Below are 20,178 nucleotides of genomic sequence, written 5' to 3'. Positions count from 1 at the left end.
ATGCGCGCCATTTATGGAGGAAAGGATACTTTATTCGAACCAGCGGGGACAATCCTCGCAAAGTGCTTCAACTGCAGCAATTCTGAGTCAATACAGCGTCAACCGGTTCCCCCTGTTCGCTTCCCGATCTCTAATCGCGTGCCCGGATGAAGTCGACGCGCTTGCGCATGAAGGCGTAGTACATCACCGGGATGACCACCAGCGTCAGCAGGGTGGAGACAAAAATCCCGAAGATCAGCGAAATCGCCAGTCCGCTGAAGATCGGGTCATCGAGGATGAAGAAGGCGCCCATCATAGCCGCCAAGCCGGTCAGAACAATCGGCTTGGCACGAACCGCACCCGCACGAACCACCGCCTCATCCAGTGCAGTGCCCTCCCGCACCTGCTGATTAATGAAGTCCACCAGCAGGATCGAGTTGCGGACAATAATGCCTGCCAGGGCGATCATGCCGATCATCGATGTCGCCGTGAACTTGGCGTCCATCAACGCGTGGCCCGGCATCACCCCGATAAGGGTCAGCGGAATGGGAGCCATAATGATTAGCGGTACCAGATAGGACCGGAACTGGGCGACGACCAACAGATAGATGAGCAACAGCCCCACCGAGTAGGCGATTCCCATATCGCGGAAGGTCTCGTAGGTCACCTGCCATTCACCATCCCACTTCAGGCTGTACTCATAAGGGGTTTTCGGCGGGTCGATCAAAAACTGGTTGATAGTGGCCCCGAACGCTAGCGGCTTCTGCAGTTTATCCCGAATAGCGAACATACCGTAGAGCGGACTGTCCAGTTCTCCCGCCATATCGGCCGTCACATAGACCACCTGCTGCAGATCCTTGTGATGGATCGCATTTTCCCGAGAGGTCTCCCGTACGTGGACCATCTCGGAAAGCGGCACCAATGTGCCCTGCCGAGTCTTCATCCGCAGTTGCAATACCGATTCGATCTCCGCCTTGTCGGCAACCGCGAACTCCAGGCGAATCGGCACCGGGTATTTCATGTTGACATCGTGGAGGTAGGAAACATCACTGCCGGATAGTGCCGCGTGGACCGCCTCGACCACGTTCTGCTGCGGCACCCCGAGCAGCGCCGCTTTCTGTTGATCGACCCGCAGGATGAATTTCGGTGCGGGCGTCTCCACGGAATCATCGATGTCGATGATGTCCTCGGTCGATTCGAACACCGCCCGAACCTCCTTGGCCACTTCGATCTGTCCCTGGTAATCGAGTCCGTAGATCTCCGCCACGAGCGGTGAACGTACCGGCGGTCCGGGCGGTACCTCGACGATTTTGACGTTTGCATCGTACTGACGCCCAATCGTCTGGAGCGGCTCGCGCACCGACAGGGCGATGTCGTGACTCCGGCGCTCACGGTCCTTCTGATCGGCGAGGTTTACCTGAATATCGCCGACGTTGGCGCCCTCTCGCAGGTAGTACTGGCGCACGAGCCCATTGAAGTTGATCGGCGAGGCCGTGCCCGCGTAAGCCTGATAGTCGGTGACCTCGGGAACCGTCGCCAGGTACTCGCCGAGTTCGCCCAGTACCCGGGCGGTACGCTCGACGCTGGTCCCTTCCGGCATATCGACCACGACCTGGAACTCCGATTTGTTGTCGAAGGGCAGCATCTTCATCACCACCAGCTGCATGCCGACCAGTGCCATGGAGCCCATGATGAGCACTATCACCGCGCCGCCCAGTATCCAGCGCCTGCCGCGCCCCTTGCGTTCGCTCAGAAACGGGCCGATACCACGCAGGAACAGTTTGTAGAGCCCGGTTTCACCCGATTCATCTCCACTATGGGCCGCATGCGAACGGCTCAGCAGCTTGTTCGACATCCAGGGTGTGATCATGAATGCCACCGCCAGGGAGATCAGCATGCCGATACTGGCATTGATGGGAATCGGACTCATATAGGGTCCCATCAAGCCGGTTACGAAGGCCATCGGCAGCAGTGCGGCAATGACAGTGAGGGTTGCCAGGATGGTCGGGCCCCCTACCTCATCGACCGCGGCCGGGATTGACTCCAGCAGGCTCTTGTCTCCGAATTGCATATGGCGATGGATATTCTCCACCACCACGATGGCATCATCGACCAGTATCCCGATGGAGAAAATCAGGGCGAATAGCGATACCCGATTGAGGGTGAATCCCCAGGCCCAGGATGCGAACAGGGTAATGGCCAGGGTGATGACCACTGCGGTGCCGACAATGATGGCCTCCCGCCAGCCCAGGGCCAGCAGCACCAGCAACACTACCGAGGCGGTGGCAAACATCAGCTTTGTGATCAGGGTCTGCGCCTTGTCGTTAGCCGTCTGACCGTAATCGCGGGTGACGGTCGCCTGGACCCCGTCCGGTACAACGATGCCCTTCAGCTGTTCGAAGCGCTCGATAACCTCATTGGCAATCGCCACCGCATTGGTTCCAGGCTGTTTCGCAATCGCCACCGTCACGGCAGGAAACTCACCGGCGGTATCGATCCCCTTGGCTTCGGCCGCAGGGCCGGTACCAAACCAGGCATACTGCTCGGGCTGATCGGGACCGCGACTTACCTCGGCCACGTCATCCAGATAGACCGGCTTGCCGTCATGGACTCCCACCACCAGCGAACGCACCTCGTTCACCGACGTCAGGAACTCACCGGACTGAACCAGGATTTCGCGATTGTTATTGACCAGCGCACCGGAGGGGCGGGTGGCATTGGACACCTGCAGGGCCTGACGCAGATCGTCGAAGGCGATGCCATAGCCGGCCAGCCTGGCCGGATCCAGCAGGACATGGGCGACCTGATCCGGACCACCGATGGTATAGATGTCCCGGGTACCCTGAACGCGCTTCAGTTCCGATTCGATGGCATGCGCCACCTTCTGCAGCTCATAGCCACCGATGGCGGGGTCCTCGCTCCACAGGGTCAGCGACACGATGGGAACATCATCGATGCCCTTGGGCTTGATGATCGGCTGGGCTATGCCCAGGTTCTGCGGAAGCCAGTCCTCGTTGGAAAAAATCGCGTTATAGAGCCGAACGATGGCACTGGTGCGATCCTCACCCACCTCATATTCCACCGTCAGCACCGACAAGCCGGGCTGCGAGGTGGAATAGACGTGGTTCACTCCTTCGATTTCGGAGAGGATCTGTTCGGCTGGAACACTGATAAGGTTCTGGACCTCCCGGGCCTGCGCACCCGGGTAGGCAATGAAGATATTGGCAAAGGTGACATTGATTTGCGGCTCTTCCTCGCGCGGGGTAACCAGCACTGCAAAGACGCCCAGCAGCAGTCCGACGAGCGCCAGCAGTGGCGTAATCTCGGTAGTAAGGAAGCGGCTGGCAATGCGGCCGGAGATACCCAGCTTTTCACTCATTGAGCTTCACCTGCACGAACGTCCTTCAGGTAGACACCGGCCCGAATCGGGTCCAGTGCAACCTTTTCACCGTCGGAGAGCCCGGCCAAAACCTCGGTCATGCCGTCGTGGTCACGGCCAACACGGATCTGTCGGAAGCTGATACTCCCATCCCGCACGACGTAAACAGCGGTGACCTCGGAACGGTGGACCACCGCCTGGCTCGGAACGAGCAGTCGCTCCCATTCGCCGACGGTAAAAGCCACTTTGGCGAACATACCCGGATAAGAGCCGTGCCGCCCATCCGGCAAATCGACCCGAACTCGAAAGGTATGGCTCTCAGAATCCGCATAGGGACTGACGGTTATGCTTTTGGCCTCCACCACCTGTTGCTCTTCGCCCACTGCGGCGGGAAGAGTAATGCGCGCCTGCCCCCGCTGGCGGACCTGATCTACGTACGGCTGGGATACGTTGGCCGTGGCGCGCAACTGCTCGAGGGAGAGGCCGGTCATCAGGGGCTGCCCCGGACTGGCCGTTTCACCGGGCTCCACATGTCGCTCCACCACGATGCCGCTGAAGGGGGCCCGCACCCGGGTATTTTCAAGCTGATCCCGTGCCTGCTCCACCGCCGCCCTGGCCGATAGCAGGGCGGCTTCGGCCTTGTCGAACTCGGATCGAGACACCAGGTCGCGGTTCAGCAGATCCTGCATGCGTCTGAAACTGGCCTGCGCCTCGGCAAGCGTGGCCTCAGCCGCATCCAGCGCCGCGCGCTGCTGCTGGTCGCGCAGACGAACAATCACTTCGTCTTTGGAGACGTAGTCGTCGATATCGAAATTCACTTCGAGAATCCGCCCGGAGGTCTGCGCCGAAACCGTGGCCCGGTGCACGGCTTCGAGAACCGCGTCGAAAACCTGTTCGCGTTCGATCGTTTCGACCCGCGCCTCGGCGACGGCAAACGGCAGCTGGGCGGCACCGGCAATGGTCGAGGGGGCAAGCAGCAAGGCAGCCGCAGCGATCAAGGGTTGTATCCGCATGCGTTTCGATCCTCTATGACAGAGAGGCATATTAGTAGATTCTTATATTCATCAGAAAATGGTTACGGGACCATCGATTTTCAAGGCCACCAAACGACAACACCCCGGCAACGGCGAACGCCGCAGCGGGGGTGAACACGTTCCGGTGGCAAGCCCCTCTAGTGTACTGGCCCCAGCAAACGAACTAACTGGAAAGCGGCTTTTCACCCCGTGAGAAGGACATGCCCGAGTTGAAGAAGCCGTAACCGGCCCGATCCGTAGCCCGGGTGTGCTGCATGGCGGTTTCGGCGTGCCGCATGAGGGATTCGGTCTCTTCCCCGTCGTTGGGGAAAACGCTGATGCCGACACTGAGCGTCAGGAACAGCTGGTAGCCGTCGGCTTCCACCGGTTCGGAGAAGGCGTCAATCAACTGCTGCGCGATCACTTCCAGCTCAGCCGAGTCATCCACCCCGGAGATGATCGCAGCGAACTGCTCCCGTTTCAGGCGCGCGAGTCCCTCGGCACGGTCGAGATTCTTCTTGATTCTATGGGCCGCCGCAGTCAAAAGACGTTCGCCGAGGTCCTCCATCTGTGCCTCACCCAGCAGTCCCGACAGATCGATTCCGACGCACATCACGGCCAGAGACTCGTTGGTCCTGCGAGCGCTCAGCAGTCCCCTGGAGAGGCGTTCGACAAACAGCACCCGGTTGCCCAGGCCGGTGAGCGCATCCCGCCCCACCAGGTGTTGAAGCGACTCCTGACGGGCCAGACGACGGGTCACATCCTTGCCAGTGGCTACGAAATGGGTTACGTCACCGTGCTCATCACGGACCGGAGTGATGGTTTTGGCCTCGTAGTAGAGATCGCCATCCTTGCGACGGTTGATGAACAGATCGGTAAATGGCAAGCCGTTGGTGAGCGCCCGCCACATACGGGTGAAGAAATCGGGGTCCTGTATACCGGAGCTGAGAATGCTGGGCTGTTTCCCGGTGACATCCTGGCGTTGATAGCCGGTCACATCCTCAAACGCGGCATTCACATACTCGATAACACCATCCCGGTTCGTGATCATGACCATATCGGCCGTCTGCTCCAGGGCCCGAAACAGCTTTTCACGCTCCTGCTCGGCCTGTTTACGTGCAGTCACGTCACGGGTCAGGCCGGCACATCGATATATCCGTCCCGATTCATCGCGAATCGGAAACGAATGAGTGGCCAGCCAGCGCTCGCTGCCATCGGGTCGCTGGATACGATACTCGTCGTTCAGGCCTACCCAGCCTTTCTCCACCAAAATGGATTCAATACGGTCATAGTCCTCGGGATGGACGAAATCGAGGAACTCGTCGAGTGCCCCGAAAAGCGTGGTCGCGGGACGCTCCCAGATCTGCTCAAATCCCGGATTGACGTAAATCATCCGTTCTTCGTCCAGATCGATCAGCCAGAGCACGCCATCGATGTTGCCGGCCAGCTGTCGAAAATGCTCTTCACTCTGCTGCAGCGCCAGTTCCGCCCGACGACGCTGCCGACGCCCCTCCGCCTCCCCCAGCTCTCTCTCTACTGCCGAGTTCAGCCGGGCCAGATTGTCCTTCATGATGTAGTTGTGGGCACCGGCGTGGATCGTATTGATCACGGTCTCCTCGCCGACCGCCCCGGAGACGACGATAAAGGGAAGATCCAGCGCGAAGCGCCCCAAAAGGCGGAGCACGTCGAGGGCGGTGAAGCCGGGCAGACTGTAGTCGGACAGCACGAGATCCCAGCTCTCCGAAAGAGCGGTCTCGACGTCGCTCAAGCAGTCCACTTGGCGGTATTCGGGACTGTAGCCACCCTTGCGCAGTTCGCGCATAAGGAGGAACGCATCGTCTTCGGAATCCTCGACAAGGAGAACTTTTAGATGGATCGTGCTCGCGTGAGGTTCCATTGAATTCACCTGGTCCGTTGGCCGATCCGGTAATGCCGGAGAGCCTATCCTATTCAGGCTTGGAAGTCGTCTCAAGTGAAAAGCACCTGAAAAACGTACGTCAAGGAGCAGTAACCAATGAAATCAACAACATAGCGATAGCCACAATTTCCTATTCCTGGAATATGCGATATCACCAACCGGTTTCCTGTCTGGTACGGATTTAACTCTTCTTTACGCCCGGAAGGCGGAAGCAGAAACAGGCGCCTTCACCTTCACGACTGTGGGCCCAGACCTCGCCACCGTGGCGCAGAATGATTCGCTTCACCGTCGCCAGTCCAATTCCGTCACCCTTGAATTCCGATGGGCTATGAAAGCGGTTAAAGGCGCCGAACAGATCCTTCGCGTGAGTCATGTCAAAGCCGACACCGTTATCACGCACACAGAAATAGCGCCGCCCTTCACCGTCCTTCTCGGTACGAAATTCAATCCGTGGCGCCGCTTCCCGCGCCGAATACTTCCAGGCATTGCCGAGAAGGTTTTGAACCACCACCCGCAGCAGGGCCGGATCACCGATGGTCTGCATATTTTCATCGAAAAACACTTCCGTCTGACGCTCCGGTTCGGCAACCCGCAGTTCTTCCAGCACGCTGCGCCCCACTTCCGTCAAATCCACCGGATGCTGCTCCATCTGCTGCCGCGTGACCCGGGAAAGGAGCATGAGATTGTCAATAATCCCGGCCATCCGTTCAGTATTGGCGGCCACACGGCCCAGGTAGTGGAGCGCTTCTCCCCGGAATTGTTCACCAAAATCCTCCAGCAGGACTCCGACAAAGCCGTTGATGGCGCGCAATGGTGCGTGCAAATCATGGGACACCGAGTGACTGAATGTCTCCAGTTCCCGGTTGACCGCCACCAGCTCTGTGGTTCGCTGGGCCACCAGTTCCTCCAGATGTTCCCGATAGCGAAGCAGTTCGCGCTCGTTCGCCTTGCGGCCGGAAATATCCCGAATCACCGCATGGGTAGCCGGTCGACCCTCGTAGTTCATCGGTATCGCGGCCACTTCTACCGTTACCGTGCTGCCATCGAGTCGCAGCATGTCACGCTCCTCCAGTGGAGCCGGTTCCCATCTTTCGATAGCCAGCTGCGCCCTCTGTGAAACAGTTTCACGACAGTCGGGCGCATAGAGACTGTTGATAGGCCGACCGATGAACGCCTCTGCTGAATCGGCACCGAGAAATTCGGCACCGCTCTGGTTCATGGAGACAATCACGCCTTCACACTGGGTAACTTCGAGTTCAAACGAGATCTCCACCATTCGGCGATAGCGCTCTTCCGCCTCGGCGAGCTGTCGCTGGGCAGTACAGCACTCTGTCAGATCGACAGCATTGGCCACAAAGTACTCTGCCCGCAGATCATCACCACCGACCGCAGTAATGGAGCAGGAGAGCCGTCGCCGTCCGCCTTCCGCCGTCCTCCAAATGATGTCCTGCATCCACTGGCGGTTCTTGAGCGGCAACTCGAAACAGCGACGGACCTCATCCGCGTACTCCGGAGCAATTACCGTTTTCCAGATGGCGACTCCAAGTACCTCCTGGGCCGGCAAGCCACTTAGCCGTTCGGCGCCAGGACTGAAGCGCACGATGTAGCCTCTGCTGTCCAGCACCAGTCCTACTGTGTTTTCAGAGCGAAACAGCGCGTCGGCCAATTCCGCCTCTGCCGGAAGGTCTTCGACCTCCGCGGAGTCATTCAGGGGCTTGGCGATAGCGAGGGTTACTCCAGCCCCGGTAGCCATGAGCGACCAGCGGCACAAGCGGTGCCCCCCGGGGGTGACAATGCGTGCCTTGACGCTCGACTCGGAACCTCTCATGTCGAGAGCGGACAAAAACGTAGAGTGGTCGTCGGGATGAAGCAGGTCGAAGAAGTCTTTCGAAGTGAACTCCGTCAGTGCAGCAGTAGCTCGGCTGTAATCCAAAATCGAACCGTCCGGGCCGAGCACGAATACCGGTTCGGTGATAGCAGGAGCGGGCCCTGCCAATCCTGGTCCGCTGTAGTCGGTCGCGGCTTCTTCAATTTTGTCCATCATTCCCCGCTTTGAGTCAATCCAGGACCCAGGAAATCTTTTTATTGGTTAGAAACATAGATCAGATGCCAAGCTTCTGCCTTAATAATTTTTCAGATCCGAGAATTACGTCACTGTTTGAAGGCCGCTTTGCTGCCATCGGCAGCGCCTCGTTATAATGCAGTTTCATTTCCACCTTGCTAATGCGCTTTAAACTCTATGGCCCAGTACATCTATACCATGAATCGTGTCTCCAAGGTGGTACCGCCAAAGCGGACCATTCTGGAGAATATCTCCCTCTCTTTTTTCCCGGGCGCCAAAATCGGCGTGCTGGGCCTCAACGGTGCCGGTAAATCCTCGCTGCTGCGCGTCATGGCGGGCATCGATACCGAGATTGAGGGCGAAGCGCGTCCGCAACCGGGAATCAAGATCGGCTACCTGCCCCAAGAACCGCAGCTCGATCCCGAAAAGGATGTACGCGGGAACGTGGAAGAGGCCGTCAAGCCGATCAAGGACGCGCTGGACCGTCTGGATGCGGTCTATACCGCCTATGCCGACCCTGATGCCGATTTCGACGCCCTCGCCAAGGAGCAGGGCGAACTCGAGGCGCTGATTCAGGCCACCGACGGCCACGACCTCGAACGTCACCTGGAGATCGCCGCCGACGCCCTGCGCCTCCCTCCCTGGGATGCCGATGTCACCAAACTGTCGGGCGGTGAACGCCGCCGCGTGGCGCTTTGCAAGCTGCTGCTGGAGAAGCCGGACATGCTGCTGCTGGATGAGCCCACCAACCACCTGGATGCCGAGTCAGTAGCCTGGCTGGAGCGCTTCCTGCATGACTACAGCGGCACCGTGGTGGCGGTCACCCATGACCGCTATTTCCTCGATAACGTCGCCGGCTGGATCCTGGAACTGGATCGCGGCCACGGTATTCCCTGGGAGGGCAACTACTCCTCCTGGCTGGAGCAGAAGGAGAAGCGCCTGGAGATGGAGCAAAAGCAGGAGCAGGCACGCGTAAAAACGATGAAGCAGGAGCTGGAGTGGGTGCGCTCCAACCCCAAGGGCCGCCAGTCCAAATCCAAGGCGCGTCTCTCGCGCTTCGACGAAATGGCCTCCAGGGAGTATCAGAAGCGCAACGAGACCAACGAGCTCTTCATACCGCCCGGTCCGCGTCTGGGGGATGTAGTGGTCGAGGCGGACAAGATCCGCAAGGGCTTCGGCGACCGGCTGTTGGTCGAGGACATGTCTTTCGACCTGCCCCGCGGCGGCATTGTCGGTGTGATCGGCCCCAACGGGGCCGGCAAGACCACCCTGTTCCGCATGCTGACAGGCGAGGAGAAGCCCGACGGTGGTGAACTGCGTATCGGCGATACAGTAAAACTGGCCTACGTGGATCAGAGTCGCGATGCCCTGGACGCGAAGAAGAGCGTGTGGGAGGAGATCTCCGATGGCCGCGACATCATCACTGTGGGCGATTTCGAGCTTAACTCCCGCGCCTATGCAAGTCGCTTCAATTTCAAGGGTGCCGACCAGCAGAAGCGGGTCGGGGATCTCTCGGGAGGCGAGCGCAACCGGCTGCACCTCGCGAAGCTGCTACAGAGCGGCGGCAACCTGCTGCTGCTGGACGAGCCTACCAATGACCTGGACGTGGAGACCCTGCGGGCCCTGGAAGAGGCGATTCTGGAGTTTCCGGGCTGCGTCGTGGTGATTTCGCACGACCGCTGGTTCCTCGATCGCGTCGCCACCCATATTCTCGCCTTCGAGGGCGACTCCCAGGTAACCTGGTTCGAGGGCAACTATGCCGACTATGAGGCCGATCGCAAACGCCGCCTCGGTGACGAAGCCGCCAACCCGCACCGCATCAAATACAAGCCCCTGAAGGTCTGATCGAACCACGGGGTATACGGAAACTTATTGAATTAACCACAGAGGGCGCGGAGGTCACAGAGCACCATAATAGTTCCCTTTTCCGGTGGCCTATGTCCCTTTGGTGGCCGAGAGCGGAATTATTCGATTCAACAGGGGACACGAGGTGAGGGGCTTTCCCTTTTCATTCTCCGTGTCCTCTGTGCCCTCTGTGGTTTTAACTGCCTTCGGGTGTCCCCGCGTGCCCCCGTGGTTAATCCCCGCCGGAAATTGACTCCCGACAGGGGAATCCGATAAAACAGGCTCCTCCGTAAAGCAAAGAACCCTTCCACAGAGGTGGCCCGTGTCCGATACCAAGATCCTGCTCGACGAAAACGAAATCCCGACCCACTGGTACAACGTCATCGCCGATATGCCCAACCCGCCGGCAGCAGTCCTGGGGCCGGACGGGAATCCGGTTACACCGGACGCGCTGACGGCGATCTTCCCGATGTCCGTCGTCGAACAGGAGGTATCAACCGAGCGCTGGATCCCGATCCCCGAGAAGGTCCGCGAGATCTATCGCCTGTGGCGGCCCTCGCCGCTCTACCGGGCACGGCGCCTTGAAGAGGCCCTCGGCACTCCGGCGAAGATCTATTACAAGAATGAGGGCGTCAGCCCTGCCGGATCCCACAAACCGAATTCGGCCATCGCCCAGGCGTTCTACAACAAGGAAGCGGGAATCAACCGCCTGGTAACCGAAACCGGTGCCGGGCAGTGGGGTTCTTCCCTGGCTCTCGCCGGACAGATGTTCAATATGGAAGTGCGCATCTACATGGTGAAGGTCAGTTACGATCAGAAGCCGTTCCGCCGTTCCATGATGCAGACCTGGGGTGCCGAGGTCTTCCCCAGCCCCACCGACATGACCGAATCGGGCCGCAAAGCCCTGGCCACTGATCCCGACAATCCCGGCTCACTGGGCATTGCCATCTCTGAAGCGGTCGAGGAGGCAGCCTCCCGCAAGGACACCAACTACGCGCTCGGCTCGGTGCTAAACCACGTCATCCTGCACCAGACCGTCATCGGCCTGGAAGCCAAAAAACAGTTCGAGAAGGCAGGTGATTACCCGGACATGATCTTTGCCCCTTGCGGCGGCGGATCCAATTTCGCCGGGGTCGCCTTCCCGTTTCTTGCCGACAAGGCGGCAGGCAAAGATATCAGCCTGGTGGCGGTCGAACCCGCTTCCTGTCCCACCCTGACCCGCGGCCACTACGCCTATGATTTTGGCGATTCGGTGGGCCTGACGCCGCTGATGAAGATGTATACCCTGGGGCACGACTTCATGCCCCCGGGCATCCACGCCGGAGGACTGCGCTATCACGGCGACAATGTGCTGGTTTCACAGCTATACGACGAAGGCATCATCGATGCGATCGCCGTTCCGCAGCTGGCGACCTTTGAAGCCGGTGTTCAGTTCGCACGCACCGAGGGCATTATTCCCGCCCCGGAATCCAACCATGCCATCCGCGCCTGCATCGACGAGGCCCTGCGCTGCAAGGAGAGCGGGGAGGCCAAAACGCTGTTCTTCAATCTCTCCGGACACGGCCACTTCGATATGGCCTCGTACGACAAATACTTCAGCGGCGATCTGGAAGACTACGAGTACCCCGAAGCGGCCATCCATGAGGCACTCGACCACCTGCCGAAAGTGAGGTGAACGGCGATTAACCGCAAAGACGCCAAGAGCGCAAAGGTACAGCTGAATCGGGAATGACCGAAAATACCAATAGATACCACGGGTATTCGGTGTCTTCGATGCTTCCCTAAATGGAATCGCGGCGAGGCGCCGCTCCCAGGCTGTCATCGCCGGTCGGCCCCGTCCGCATTTGATCGCTCTTTCTTTGCGCTCTTTGCGCCTTTGCGGTTTTTCCGTTTTCCCTGACCGGCCGATCCCAACAACTACAATTCTCCCAGCACCACGGAAACATCCGAAGGAATCCCATGACTACCGAACCGCTTGCTGCCAGTGCGCTTTTCCACCCCTGCGATGCCGGCCAGTTCGAATTCGAAACTACGGCCGAGCTCGAAGAACTGACCGAGATCATCGGTCAGCGACGCGCGCTGGAGGCCGTCCATTTCGGGGTCGGGATGCGGCGCGAGGGATATAATCTCTACGTGATGGGCCCGTCGGGGATGGGCAAACACACCCTCATCGAACGCTTTCTGGGTGAAAAGGCCGCCGCCCGGCCTACTCCCCCCGACTGGGTCTACGTCAACAATTTCGACCAGCCCCACAAGCCCCGCTCCCTGCGTCTTCCTGCCGGTCAGGGGCGCCGCCTGCGTGAAGATATGGAGCACTTTATCGAGGAGCTAACCGGCTCCATTCCGGCGGCTTTCGAAGGCGACGAATACCGGACCCATATCCAGGGCATCGAAGATGAACTGAAGGAGCGGCAGGAACACGCCTTCAACGAACTCTCGGAAGAGGCGGCCAAACACGACATCAAGCTATTTCGTACCCCCAGCGGCTTTGCCTTCGCGCCCATGCGCGACGGGGAGGTGGTTGGGCCCGACGAGTTCGCCAAGTGGCCCAGGGAGGCGCAGCAGCATACGGAGGAGATTGTCGCCAACCTCCAGGAGAAGCTTCAGCGGGTGATCCAGCAGATCCCGGTCTGGCGACGTGAGGTGCGGGACCGCATCAAGGCTCTTAATCGTGAAGTCACCATGTCCGTGGTGGGTCACCTCATCGACGAACTCAAGCAGCGCTACACCGATTTGCCCGACGTGACCGCCTATCTGGATGCGGTTCGCCAGGACGTGGTGGACAACGTCAAGGACTTCCTCAAGGGTGAGGAGAGCGAGAACATCCCCGGCCAGCCGCAGGAATCGGACCCGCGCGTCCTCCACCGCTACAAGGTCAATGTGGTGGTCGATCACAGCACCACGGAGGGGGCTCCGGTCACCTATCTCGATAACCCGACCTATCTGAACCTGGTGGGCCGGGCCGAGCATTTGGCCCAATACGGCGCCCTGGTGACCGATTTCACCCTCCTCAAACCGGGCGCATTCCACGAGGCGAGTGGAGGCTATCTCATCCTCGACGCTCACAAGCTCCTCACCCAGGTCTATGCCTGGGAGGGGCTGAAACGGGCCCTCTACTCCAATGAAATCCGCATCGAATCGCTGGAGAAGATGCTCAGTCTGGTCAGTACCGTGTCACTGGAGCCCGAGCCCATCCCGCTGGATGTCAAGGTGGTCATCCTCGGTGATCGCTTTATCTACTATCTGTTGCATGCCTACGACCCGGACTTTGCCGAGCTGTTCAAGGTTGCTGCCGATTTCGAAGGTCACATTGACCGAACCCGGGAGAGCCAGGCACTGTACGCCCGGCTTATCGCCACCCTGGCCAAAAAGGAGCAGATGCGGCCCTTCGACCGTGGGGCGATTGCCCGGGTTATCGAGCATGGGGCGAGGCTGGTGGAGGATTCGGAAAAACTGACCACCCACATGCGCTCCATCGCCGATACCCTGCGTGAGGCAGACTACTGGGCCGGCGAGGCGGGCCGCGATACGGTCACCGCGGAAGACATCCAGACCGCCATCGACCACTACGTCTATCGCTCTTCCCGGGTCCGGGAACAGATTCAGGAGGCCATCCAGCGCAATACCATCTATATCGAGACCGAAGGTGCCGAGGTCGGCCAGATCAACGGATTGTCGGTTCTTGCGATGGGACAATATGCGTTTGGTCAACCGTCCCGGATCACCGCGACGGTACATATCGGCGAGGGGCATGTGGTCGATATCGAGCGCGAGGTGGAGATGGGCGGCCCCATACACTCGAAAGGCGTGCTCATTCTCTCCTCGTTCCTGGCATCCCGGTATGCACAGGACCATCCGCTGTCCCTTTCGGCGAGTCTGGTGTTCGAGCAGTCCTACGGAGGCGTTGATGGTGACAGCGCCTCACTGGCGGAGTTGTGCGCCTTGATCTCGGCGCTGTCGGGAATCCCGATCAAGCAATCGTTTGCCATGACCGGTTCGGTCGATCAGCATGGAAAAGTTCAGCCCATCGGCGGTGTCAACGAGAAGATCGAGGGCTTTTTCGATGTCTGCCGGGCCCGTGGTCTGAATGGTGAACAGGGCGTGCTGATCCCGGCCTCGAATGTCAAACACCTGATGCTGCGTTCGGATATCGTGGAAGCCGCCGGACAGGGGCAGTTCCATGTCTATCCGGTGGAGAACGTGGATCAGGCCATATCCCTGCTCACCGGAAAGGCAGCCGGAGAGAGAGACGAGGAAGGGAACTACCCGGAAGACACGCTTAACGCCCTGGTGCAAAATCGGCTTACCGAGATGTCGCTGGTCCGGCAGACCTTTGCCGACCAGGCGAAGGATAAACCCAAAGACGACGAGGGCGGGATAAAACTCGATGAACCATCCTGACCAGGACCGCCACGAAAGGCGCCGCATCCTGCTGGCGCTCGATTACGCCCGGGATCAGGTCACACTCAAAGCCGCTGCACTGCTGGCCAAATCGATGCGTGCCAGCCTTGATGCCATCTTCGTTGAGGACGAGGAACTGCGGCGGGTCGCCCAGCTCCCTTTTGCCTGCGAAATCGGCTTCGGTTCAGCCGTTGTGCGCCGAATGGAGCTGCCCCGCCTAGAGCGGGATCAGAGAAACCGTGCAACAGAACTGCAGCGTTTGCTCCGGCGTCAGGCCGCAGCCAGCCGGGTACAATGGAGCTTTTCGGTAACACGAGGCTCGCTGCCCGCGGCCGCCCTGGCGGCCCTCCCCGAGGCCGACCTCTACATCCTGCCTCGCCGCAACGGCTACCTGGAGCAGCAACGCCACATACCCGGAGTCATCACCACACTCCTCGATGGCTCCCCGCAGTCGCTACACGCCCTCGAAGCCGCAGCCGCCCTGTCGGACCACGTCCCGCTGCGCATCCTGGTCCCCATGAGCAAAAAGGGCAATGCGTTACGTGCCCGCGCCATGCCACTTCTGCATCGACTTCAACACGCCGCCCTTTTCATTCCCATCGAGGATCTCAGCCCCGAAACCATCGCGGCAAACGTCCGGGCAATTGGCGCCAGCCTCCTGGTACTCGGCCATGCCGGGCAATTTTGTGATGAGGGCGTGCTGAAAGCGCTGCAGAGCGCCACAGGCACACCGCTCATCCTGGCCAACTGAATAGTGCCACACGGTTGCGGCTGTGCCGTGGAACTCCCATTAACCGGTCCGACAATCGATCCTGGATAGAGCAGCGAGCAAAGGGACGTTCGCAATCGCGGTACGGTATACCCGTCCTTTGGCGATCTTTTCTATGATAACGGAATGACAGAAGTGAACCGGTCCAGGCTCTTGAAATTGGGCGTCAGCAGCTGTCTTTTGGGCGAGGCGGTCCGTTTCGATGGCAATCACAAGCTGGACGCCTACATCACCGGAACCCTGGGTCGGTTCTTCGACTTCGTGTCGATCTGTCCCGAAGTTGCCATCGGTCTGGGGGTCCCGCGTCCCGCTATTCGCCTAGAAGGCGACCCCGTGCACCCGCGCCTGGTGGGAGTCCATGACAAGAGTCTCGACGCCACCGATGCCATGAACGCCTTCAGTGCCCGCCAGCTCCAGACACTGGATGAGCTTTCCGGGTATATCCTGAAGAACCGATCACCAAGCTGCGGCATGGAACGGGTGAAGGTGTATGGTGAACACGGCCAGGTGCGATACGGCTCCGGCCTGTTCGCCCGGGCATTGATGACCGCCTATCCCCTACTGCCTGTGGAAGAGGAGGGTCGGCTGGGCGATCCGGACTTGCGCGACAATTTTCTCGAGCGGGTGTTTGCCTTCCGGCGCTGGCAGAACCTGCTGGCGACCGGGCTCACCACACGTGCACTGCTTCATTTTCATACCATCCACAAACTGAGTCTGATGGCCCATGAAGCGGAAGCGTACCGGGAGTTGGGGCGCATGATGGCCGCCGCCGGCAAGCGGCCTCTGGCGCAGCTGGCGGACGAATACATCGAAGCCTTTATGAGGGCCCTGAGAAACCCCGCAACCACCAAACGCCAGACGAACGTGCTTCACCACCTGATGGGATACCTGAAAAACTCGCTGCAGCGGGAAGACAAAGTGGAGCTGCTGGAGATCATCGAGGCCTACCGGCAGGAACAGATCCCCCTCGTGGTACCGATCACACTCCTGAAACACCATTTCCGGCACTACCCGCACCCCTACGTGGCCGAACAGGTCTACCTGAATCCCCCTCCGGAAGAGATGCTACTGCGCCGCGGAGGCGTCTGAGAGGAATCCCGCCCAGAACTCAAAAAGGTCCGGCCCTGCAGCCTGGCGGGACCGGACCTTTTTGTGACGTCAACGGTTCAGGATTTCGGTGCCCAGGATTTGCACCAGCCGCTGGCCACCACCTGATCCCCCGGGAAAAGCGGGCAGTCACCTTCTGGAGCATCGCCGCCCTGGTAGAGGGCGCAGTTTGAACAGCTCTGGCCATCCACCCCACTCTCTCTGGTGTACTCCAGGGACCTGGCGGTCGGATCCTCCTCGGATACCGGTGCCGCTACTGCACGTCCAGCAAAACCCACCGCAGCAGCAATTGGAAAGACTGCAACGGTTTTGATAAACGCGCGGCGGGCGGCGTTGTTACTGTTGTCGGTCATGGATTCCTCCTGTTGGCTAAATTTTTAAAGTGCCGACAGAAACTTCTGGTCGAGAAAACAGGAAAAATCAAGAAACCGGGCAATCTGTCGGGGCAACGCATACGTTCAGAGACCCGGCTCCCGACATTCCCTGCATTCCGCAAATTCCGGGAAACAGAAGCAGGGGACCACCGACGCTCTCGCCGATCCAGAGATGTGGCACGGCTGGTCGCAATCGATTACTGTCCAGAGATGGACGAGGTTTGGCAGCGACTCGCAATCGCATTGGCCCTGGGGCTACTGGTTGGCCTGGAACGGGGCTGGCAGGGGCGCGAGGAAGAAGAGGGCCACCGGGTCGCCGGTATTCGCACTTTCGGCCTCATCGGCCTGTTGGGTGCTGTGTGGGCACTGCTGGCGGAACAGTATGGTGCCCTGGTGTTGGGTATCGCCTATCTCGGGTTCGCCGCTGCCGTTACCAGTGCCTACATTCTTGGCGCCCATAGCGATCGGGGTTACGGCATTACCACTGTGGTCGCGGCACTGCTGACCTTTGCGCTCGGCGCCCTCGCCATCCAGGGCTACACAGCAATCGCGGCGGCGGCTACCGTGGTCATGACGACCCTGCTCGGCATGAAGCCCATCCTCCACCGATGGCTTACCCAACTCGAACAGCGCGAGTTGTTTGCCACCCTGAAGTTACTGCTGATCTCGGTAGTGCTGCTGCCCATCCTGCCGAATAGCGGCTACGGGCCTTCGGGGGCTCTCAACCCCTATGTCATCTGGTGGCTGGTGGTGCTGATTGCCGGTATCTCTTTTGTCGGCTACTTCGCCATCAAGATCGCGGGTACGCGCATCGGCATCTTTCTCACCGGCATTTTCGGTGGCCTGGCCTCCTCCACAGCCCTCACCCTGGACCTCTCACGTCTGGGAAAGAGAAACCGCGGCATCCATGCACTGCTGGCAGCGGGGGTGGTGGTCGCTGCCACGACCATGTTCCCGCGTGTACTCATCGAGGTTGCGGTGGTGAACCCGGGTCTGCTGGACGCCCTGGTAGCGCCACTGGCTGCGATGAGCGCCGCCGGCTACGGTTTCGTTCTGTGGACCTGGTTCAGTGAGAAGCGTCGAACCCAGCAGCAGCCGATTCGGTTGCAAAATCCATTTGAACTGCTTCCGGCATTGAAATTCGGGGCACTGCTGGTAGCCGTGATGCTGGCGGCAAAATTCGCGCAGCTCTGGTTCGGCGATGTCGGGATCTATGTGACTGCCGCCCTCTCGGGCATTGCCGATGTAGACGCCATTACCCTCTCGCTGGCCCGGCTGTCCAGGGACGGCCTCGCTCCGGAGGTGGCGGTCCGCGGCATCATCATCGCCTCGGTGGTGAATACGTTCGTGAAGGTAGGACTGGTGGCGGGGATCTGCGGCGGGCGCATGGCGATGCGGGTAGCGCTCATGCTGGGCGTTACGGTGCTGGTGGGTCTGGTCGTGCTGTTCACAACCACCTGATGGGGCCACGGAGGCGCAGGGGCGCCTCCGTGACCTTCAGACAAGGATCAACTCAGAGTCTTGCCGGCATAATCGGCGATGCCGGGATTGTTGGCCACGTTCTTGAGCTTGGGCGTATTGAGCTTACCCACACCGACCGTCTTCTGGTCGCGCAGATACTCCGCCACCACCTCCCAGATGGGGGCGCCCGGCGACTGCGAACCGACAGTGGCCCAACCAGCGACCTTGTACTGCTTGTCGGCCTCGACCTTGGTGCCGTCATCGAGCTGCATGTCACTGACGCGCTTACCGATGGTGGCTGTCGGGTTACAGGTGTAATCGAGCCCGGAGACCCGCACCATGTCCCCGCCCTGCTGGTAGTAGGGATCCTCGTTGAAGAGGTTGTCGAGCACGTCCTCGAGGATCAACTTGATGTCGGCACCGGACATCTCGCGCACGTAGGTCTCCGGATAGGTGGTCCCCGTCTGGTCCATGATGTGTTCCATCGTGATGGCCTGCCCCGGCAGCACGGTAGTCCCCCAGCGGAAACCGGGCGACAGGGCAATCTGCGCATCGCCGACCGCACGCTGCGCATCACAGATGATCTGATCGAAGGTACCGTTGAAGTTGCCGCGCCGATAGAGGAGGTCCTCGGCTACCGCCAGCTCTTCACTCAGCGTCTCCATATAGGGGGCGCGCACCTCGTCGATGTAGGCTTCCATCTCGCGGTCAGGGTCCAGCATGTTGGAGAAGACCGGCAGCAAACGATAGCGAAAGTCGCGCACCTTGCCGCCGCGCACGTCCAGGTCCAGAACGCCCAGGAACTTGCCGTTGGAACCGGCATTGGTGACCAGGGTCTTGCCACCCGGGTTCTTGACGATGGAGGGCGCCGGCATGCCGTCGTGGGTGTGGCCGCCGAGGATGGCGTCGATGCCGCTGACGACCGAGGCCATCTTCAGGTCCACATCCATACCGTTGTGGGAGAGGACCACCACCAGGTCCGGCTTATCGTTGGCACGGATGTTGTCAACCAGGCTCTGCATAGCGTCGTCGCGGATGCCGAAGGTCCAGTCCGGCATGAAGCGCGAAGGGTTGGCGATGGGGGTATAGGGGAAGGCCTGACCGATCACGGCCACCTTGGCGCCGCCCACGTTGCGGATGGTGTAGGGCTTGAAGGCGTGGCCACTGTCCTCGTTGTAATCCGGAAAGTCCTCGAAGCGATAATCGAACATCGCCATCTCATCGACCCGGACGTTCTGTGCCACGAACTCACCTTCGAAGTCCTTGATATTGTCGAGCACCTCCTCGTCCCGGTAGGTGAACTCCCAGTGGCCGGTCATGATGTCCACCCCCAGCTTGTTGCAGGCGCCGACCATGTCCTTGCCGCGGGTCCACAGCGAGGTGCCGGAGCCCTGCCAGGTATCGCCGCCGTCGAGCAGGAGGCTATTGCCGTCGCCGCGTGACTCGCGGATACCCTTCACCAGGGTGGACAGGTGGGCAAAACCGCCGACCTTGCCGTACTTCTCCGCAGCCTCACCGAAATTCAGATAACTGAAGGCGTGGGCCTCCAGACTTCCCGGCTTGATGTCGAAATGCGCCAGCAGCTTGTCGCCGACCAAGTGGGGGGCGCGCCCATACGCCTGATTGACGCCGAGATTGATGTTGGGCTCACGGAAATAGACGGGCTTGAGCTGTGCATGGCTGTCGGTGAAGTGCAGCAGCGAGACATTGCCGAATTTGGGGATTTCGTAGAGGTCGGACGGGGCCGCGTTGGCCTGTCCGCCCTGCTGACAGCCGGGCAGCATACCCGCGGCACCGGCGATCCCCATCAGCTGTACAAACTGGCGGCGAGTTATCGACATGGGTTGTATTTCCTCCTGGGTGGGTATTT

Annotated in this window: 12 protein-coding genes; 6 read left to right on the top strand and 6 right to left on the bottom strand. The window is 60.0% G+C overall.

Going from position 1 to position 20,178, the window contains the following annotated elements:
- Positions 1–130: 130 nt before the first annotated feature.
- From BLP65_RS05045 to BLP65_RS05030, 4 genes are all read right to left on the bottom strand, one after another.
- A complete protein-coding gene (locus BLP65_RS05045) occupies positions 131–3,358 on the bottom strand; it encodes an efflux RND transporter permease subunit (RefSeq protein ID WP_092993435.1) in 3,228 nt (1,075 codons plus the stop codon).
- Positions 3,355–4,371 carry an efflux RND transporter periplasmic adaptor subunit gene (locus BLP65_RS05040; protein WP_092993432.1) on the bottom strand — a complete coding sequence of 339 codons (1,017 nt, stop codon included), beginning with the start codon at positions 4,369–4,371 and terminating at the stop codon, positions 3,355–3,357. The genes BLP65_RS05045 and BLP65_RS05040 overlap by 4 nt, the downstream gene beginning before the upstream one ends.
- Positions 4,372–4,555: 184 nt before the next feature.
- Entirely contained in the window at positions 4,556–6,268 is a 1,713-nt protein-coding gene (locus BLP65_RS05035) for a PAS domain S-box protein (RefSeq protein WP_092993429.1), read from the bottom strand.
- A gap of 202 nt (positions 6,269–6,470) precedes the next feature.
- Entirely contained in the window at positions 6,471–8,333 is a 1,863-nt protein-coding gene (locus tag BLP65_RS05030; protein WP_092993426.1) for a PAS domain S-box protein, read from the bottom strand.
- A 195-nt stretch (positions 8,334–8,528) separates the two neighbouring features.
- Between BLP65_RS05030 and ettA the strand changes: the two genes are divergently transcribed.
- The 5 genes from ettA to BLP65_RS05005 all read left to right on the top strand — a co-directional run bounded on the left by ettA (position 8,529) and on the right by BLP65_RS05005 (position 16,455).
- A complete protein-coding gene (gene ettA / locus BLP65_RS05025) occupies positions 8,529–10,196 on the top strand; it encodes an energy-dependent translational throttle protein EttA (protein WP_092993422.1) in 1,668 nt (555 codons plus the stop codon).
- 322 nt (positions 10,197–10,518) lie between these two features.
- Positions 10,519–11,871: a TrpB-like pyridoxal phosphate-dependent enzyme gene (locus BLP65_RS05020; protein WP_092993419.1), complete on the top strand. Its 1,353-nt coding sequence runs from the start codon at positions 10,519–10,521 to the stop codon at positions 11,869–11,871.
- A 284-nt stretch (positions 11,872–12,155) separates the two neighbouring features.
- Positions 12,156–14,597, top strand: a complete 2,442-nt coding sequence (locus tag BLP65_RS05015) for a Lon protease family protein (RefSeq protein WP_092993416.1) — start codon at positions 12,156–12,158, stop codon at positions 14,595–14,597.
- Positions 14,584–15,348, top strand: a complete 765-nt coding sequence (locus tag BLP65_RS05010) for a hypothetical protein (protein ID WP_092993413.1) — start codon at positions 14,584–14,586, stop codon at positions 15,346–15,348. Before BLP65_RS05015 ends, BLP65_RS05010 begins: the two co-directional genes overlap by 14 nt.
- A gap of 153 nt (positions 15,349–15,501) precedes the next feature.
- Complete coding sequence (locus tag BLP65_RS05005; protein WP_245688239.1) at positions 15,502–16,455, top strand: YbgA family protein; 954 nt, start codon at positions 15,502–15,504, stop codon at positions 16,453–16,455.
- Between the two features lie 77 nt (positions 16,456–16,532).
- On the opposite strand, the gene BLP65_RS05000 is transcribed toward BLP65_RS05005, so the two are convergent.
- Positions 16,533–16,826, bottom strand: a complete 294-nt coding sequence (locus BLP65_RS05000; protein WP_092993407.1) for a high-potential iron-sulfur protein — start codon at positions 16,824–16,826, stop codon at positions 16,533–16,535.
- 195 nt (positions 16,827–17,021) lie between these two features.
- On the opposite strand from BLP65_RS05000, the gene BLP65_RS04995 reads away from it, so the two are divergent.
- Positions 17,022–18,308: an MgtC/SapB family protein gene (locus tag BLP65_RS04995; protein ID WP_245688238.1), complete on the top strand. Its 1,287-nt coding sequence runs from the start codon at positions 17,022–17,024 to the stop codon at positions 18,306–18,308.
- 47 nt (positions 18,309–18,355) lie between these two features.
- On the opposite strand, the gene soxB is transcribed toward BLP65_RS04995, so the two are convergent.
- Complete coding sequence (gene soxB, locus BLP65_RS04990) at positions 18,356–20,149, bottom strand: thiosulfohydrolase SoxB (protein WP_092993401.1); 1,794 nt, start codon at positions 20,147–20,149, stop codon at positions 18,356–18,358.
- Positions 20,150–20,178 lie beyond the last annotated feature (29 nt).

Source organism: Thiohalomonas denitrificans (genome assembly GCF_900102855.1).
GTDB classification, from domain to species: Bacteria; Pseudomonadota; Gammaproteobacteria; order Thiohalomonadales; family Thiohalomonadaceae; genus Thiohalomonas; species Thiohalomonas denitrificans.
The sequence above is the reverse complement of the archived record's forward strand: the minus strand, read 5'-3'. Positions and strand labels throughout refer to the sequence as shown.

Coding starts and splice junctions, on each gene's coding strand:
- BLP65_RS05045 (WP_092993435.1), bottom strand. CDS start 3,358: ATGAGTGAAAAGCTGGGTATCTCCGGCCGCATTGCCAGCCGCTTCCTT.
- BLP65_RS05040 (WP_092993432.1), bottom strand. CDS start 4,371: ATGCGGATACAACCCTTGATCGCTGCGGCTGCCTTGCTGCTTGCCCCC.
- BLP65_RS05035 (WP_092993429.1), bottom strand. CDS start 6,268: ATGGAACCTCACGCGAGCACGATCCATCTAAAAGTTCTCCTTGTCGAG.
- BLP65_RS05030 (WP_092993426.1), bottom strand. CDS start 8,333: ATGATGGACAAAATTGAAGAAGCCGCGACCGACTACAGCGGACCAGGA.
- ettA (WP_092993422.1), top strand. CDS start 8,529: ATGGCCCAGTACATCTATACCATGAATCGTGTCTCCAAGGTGGTACCG.
- BLP65_RS05015 (WP_092993416.1), top strand. CDS start 12,156: ATGACTACCGAACCGCTTGCTGCCAGTGCGCTTTTCCACCCCTGCGAT.
- BLP65_RS05010 (WP_092993413.1), top strand. CDS start 14,584: ATGAACCATCCTGACCAGGACCGCCACGAAAGGCGCCGCATCCTGCTG.
- BLP65_RS05000 (WP_092993407.1), bottom strand. CDS start 16,826: ATGACCGACAACAGTAACAACGCCGCCCGCCGCGCGTTTATCAAAACC.
- soxB (WP_092993401.1), bottom strand. CDS start 20,149: ATGTCGATAACTCGCCGCCAGTTTGTACAGCTGATGGGGATCGCCGGT.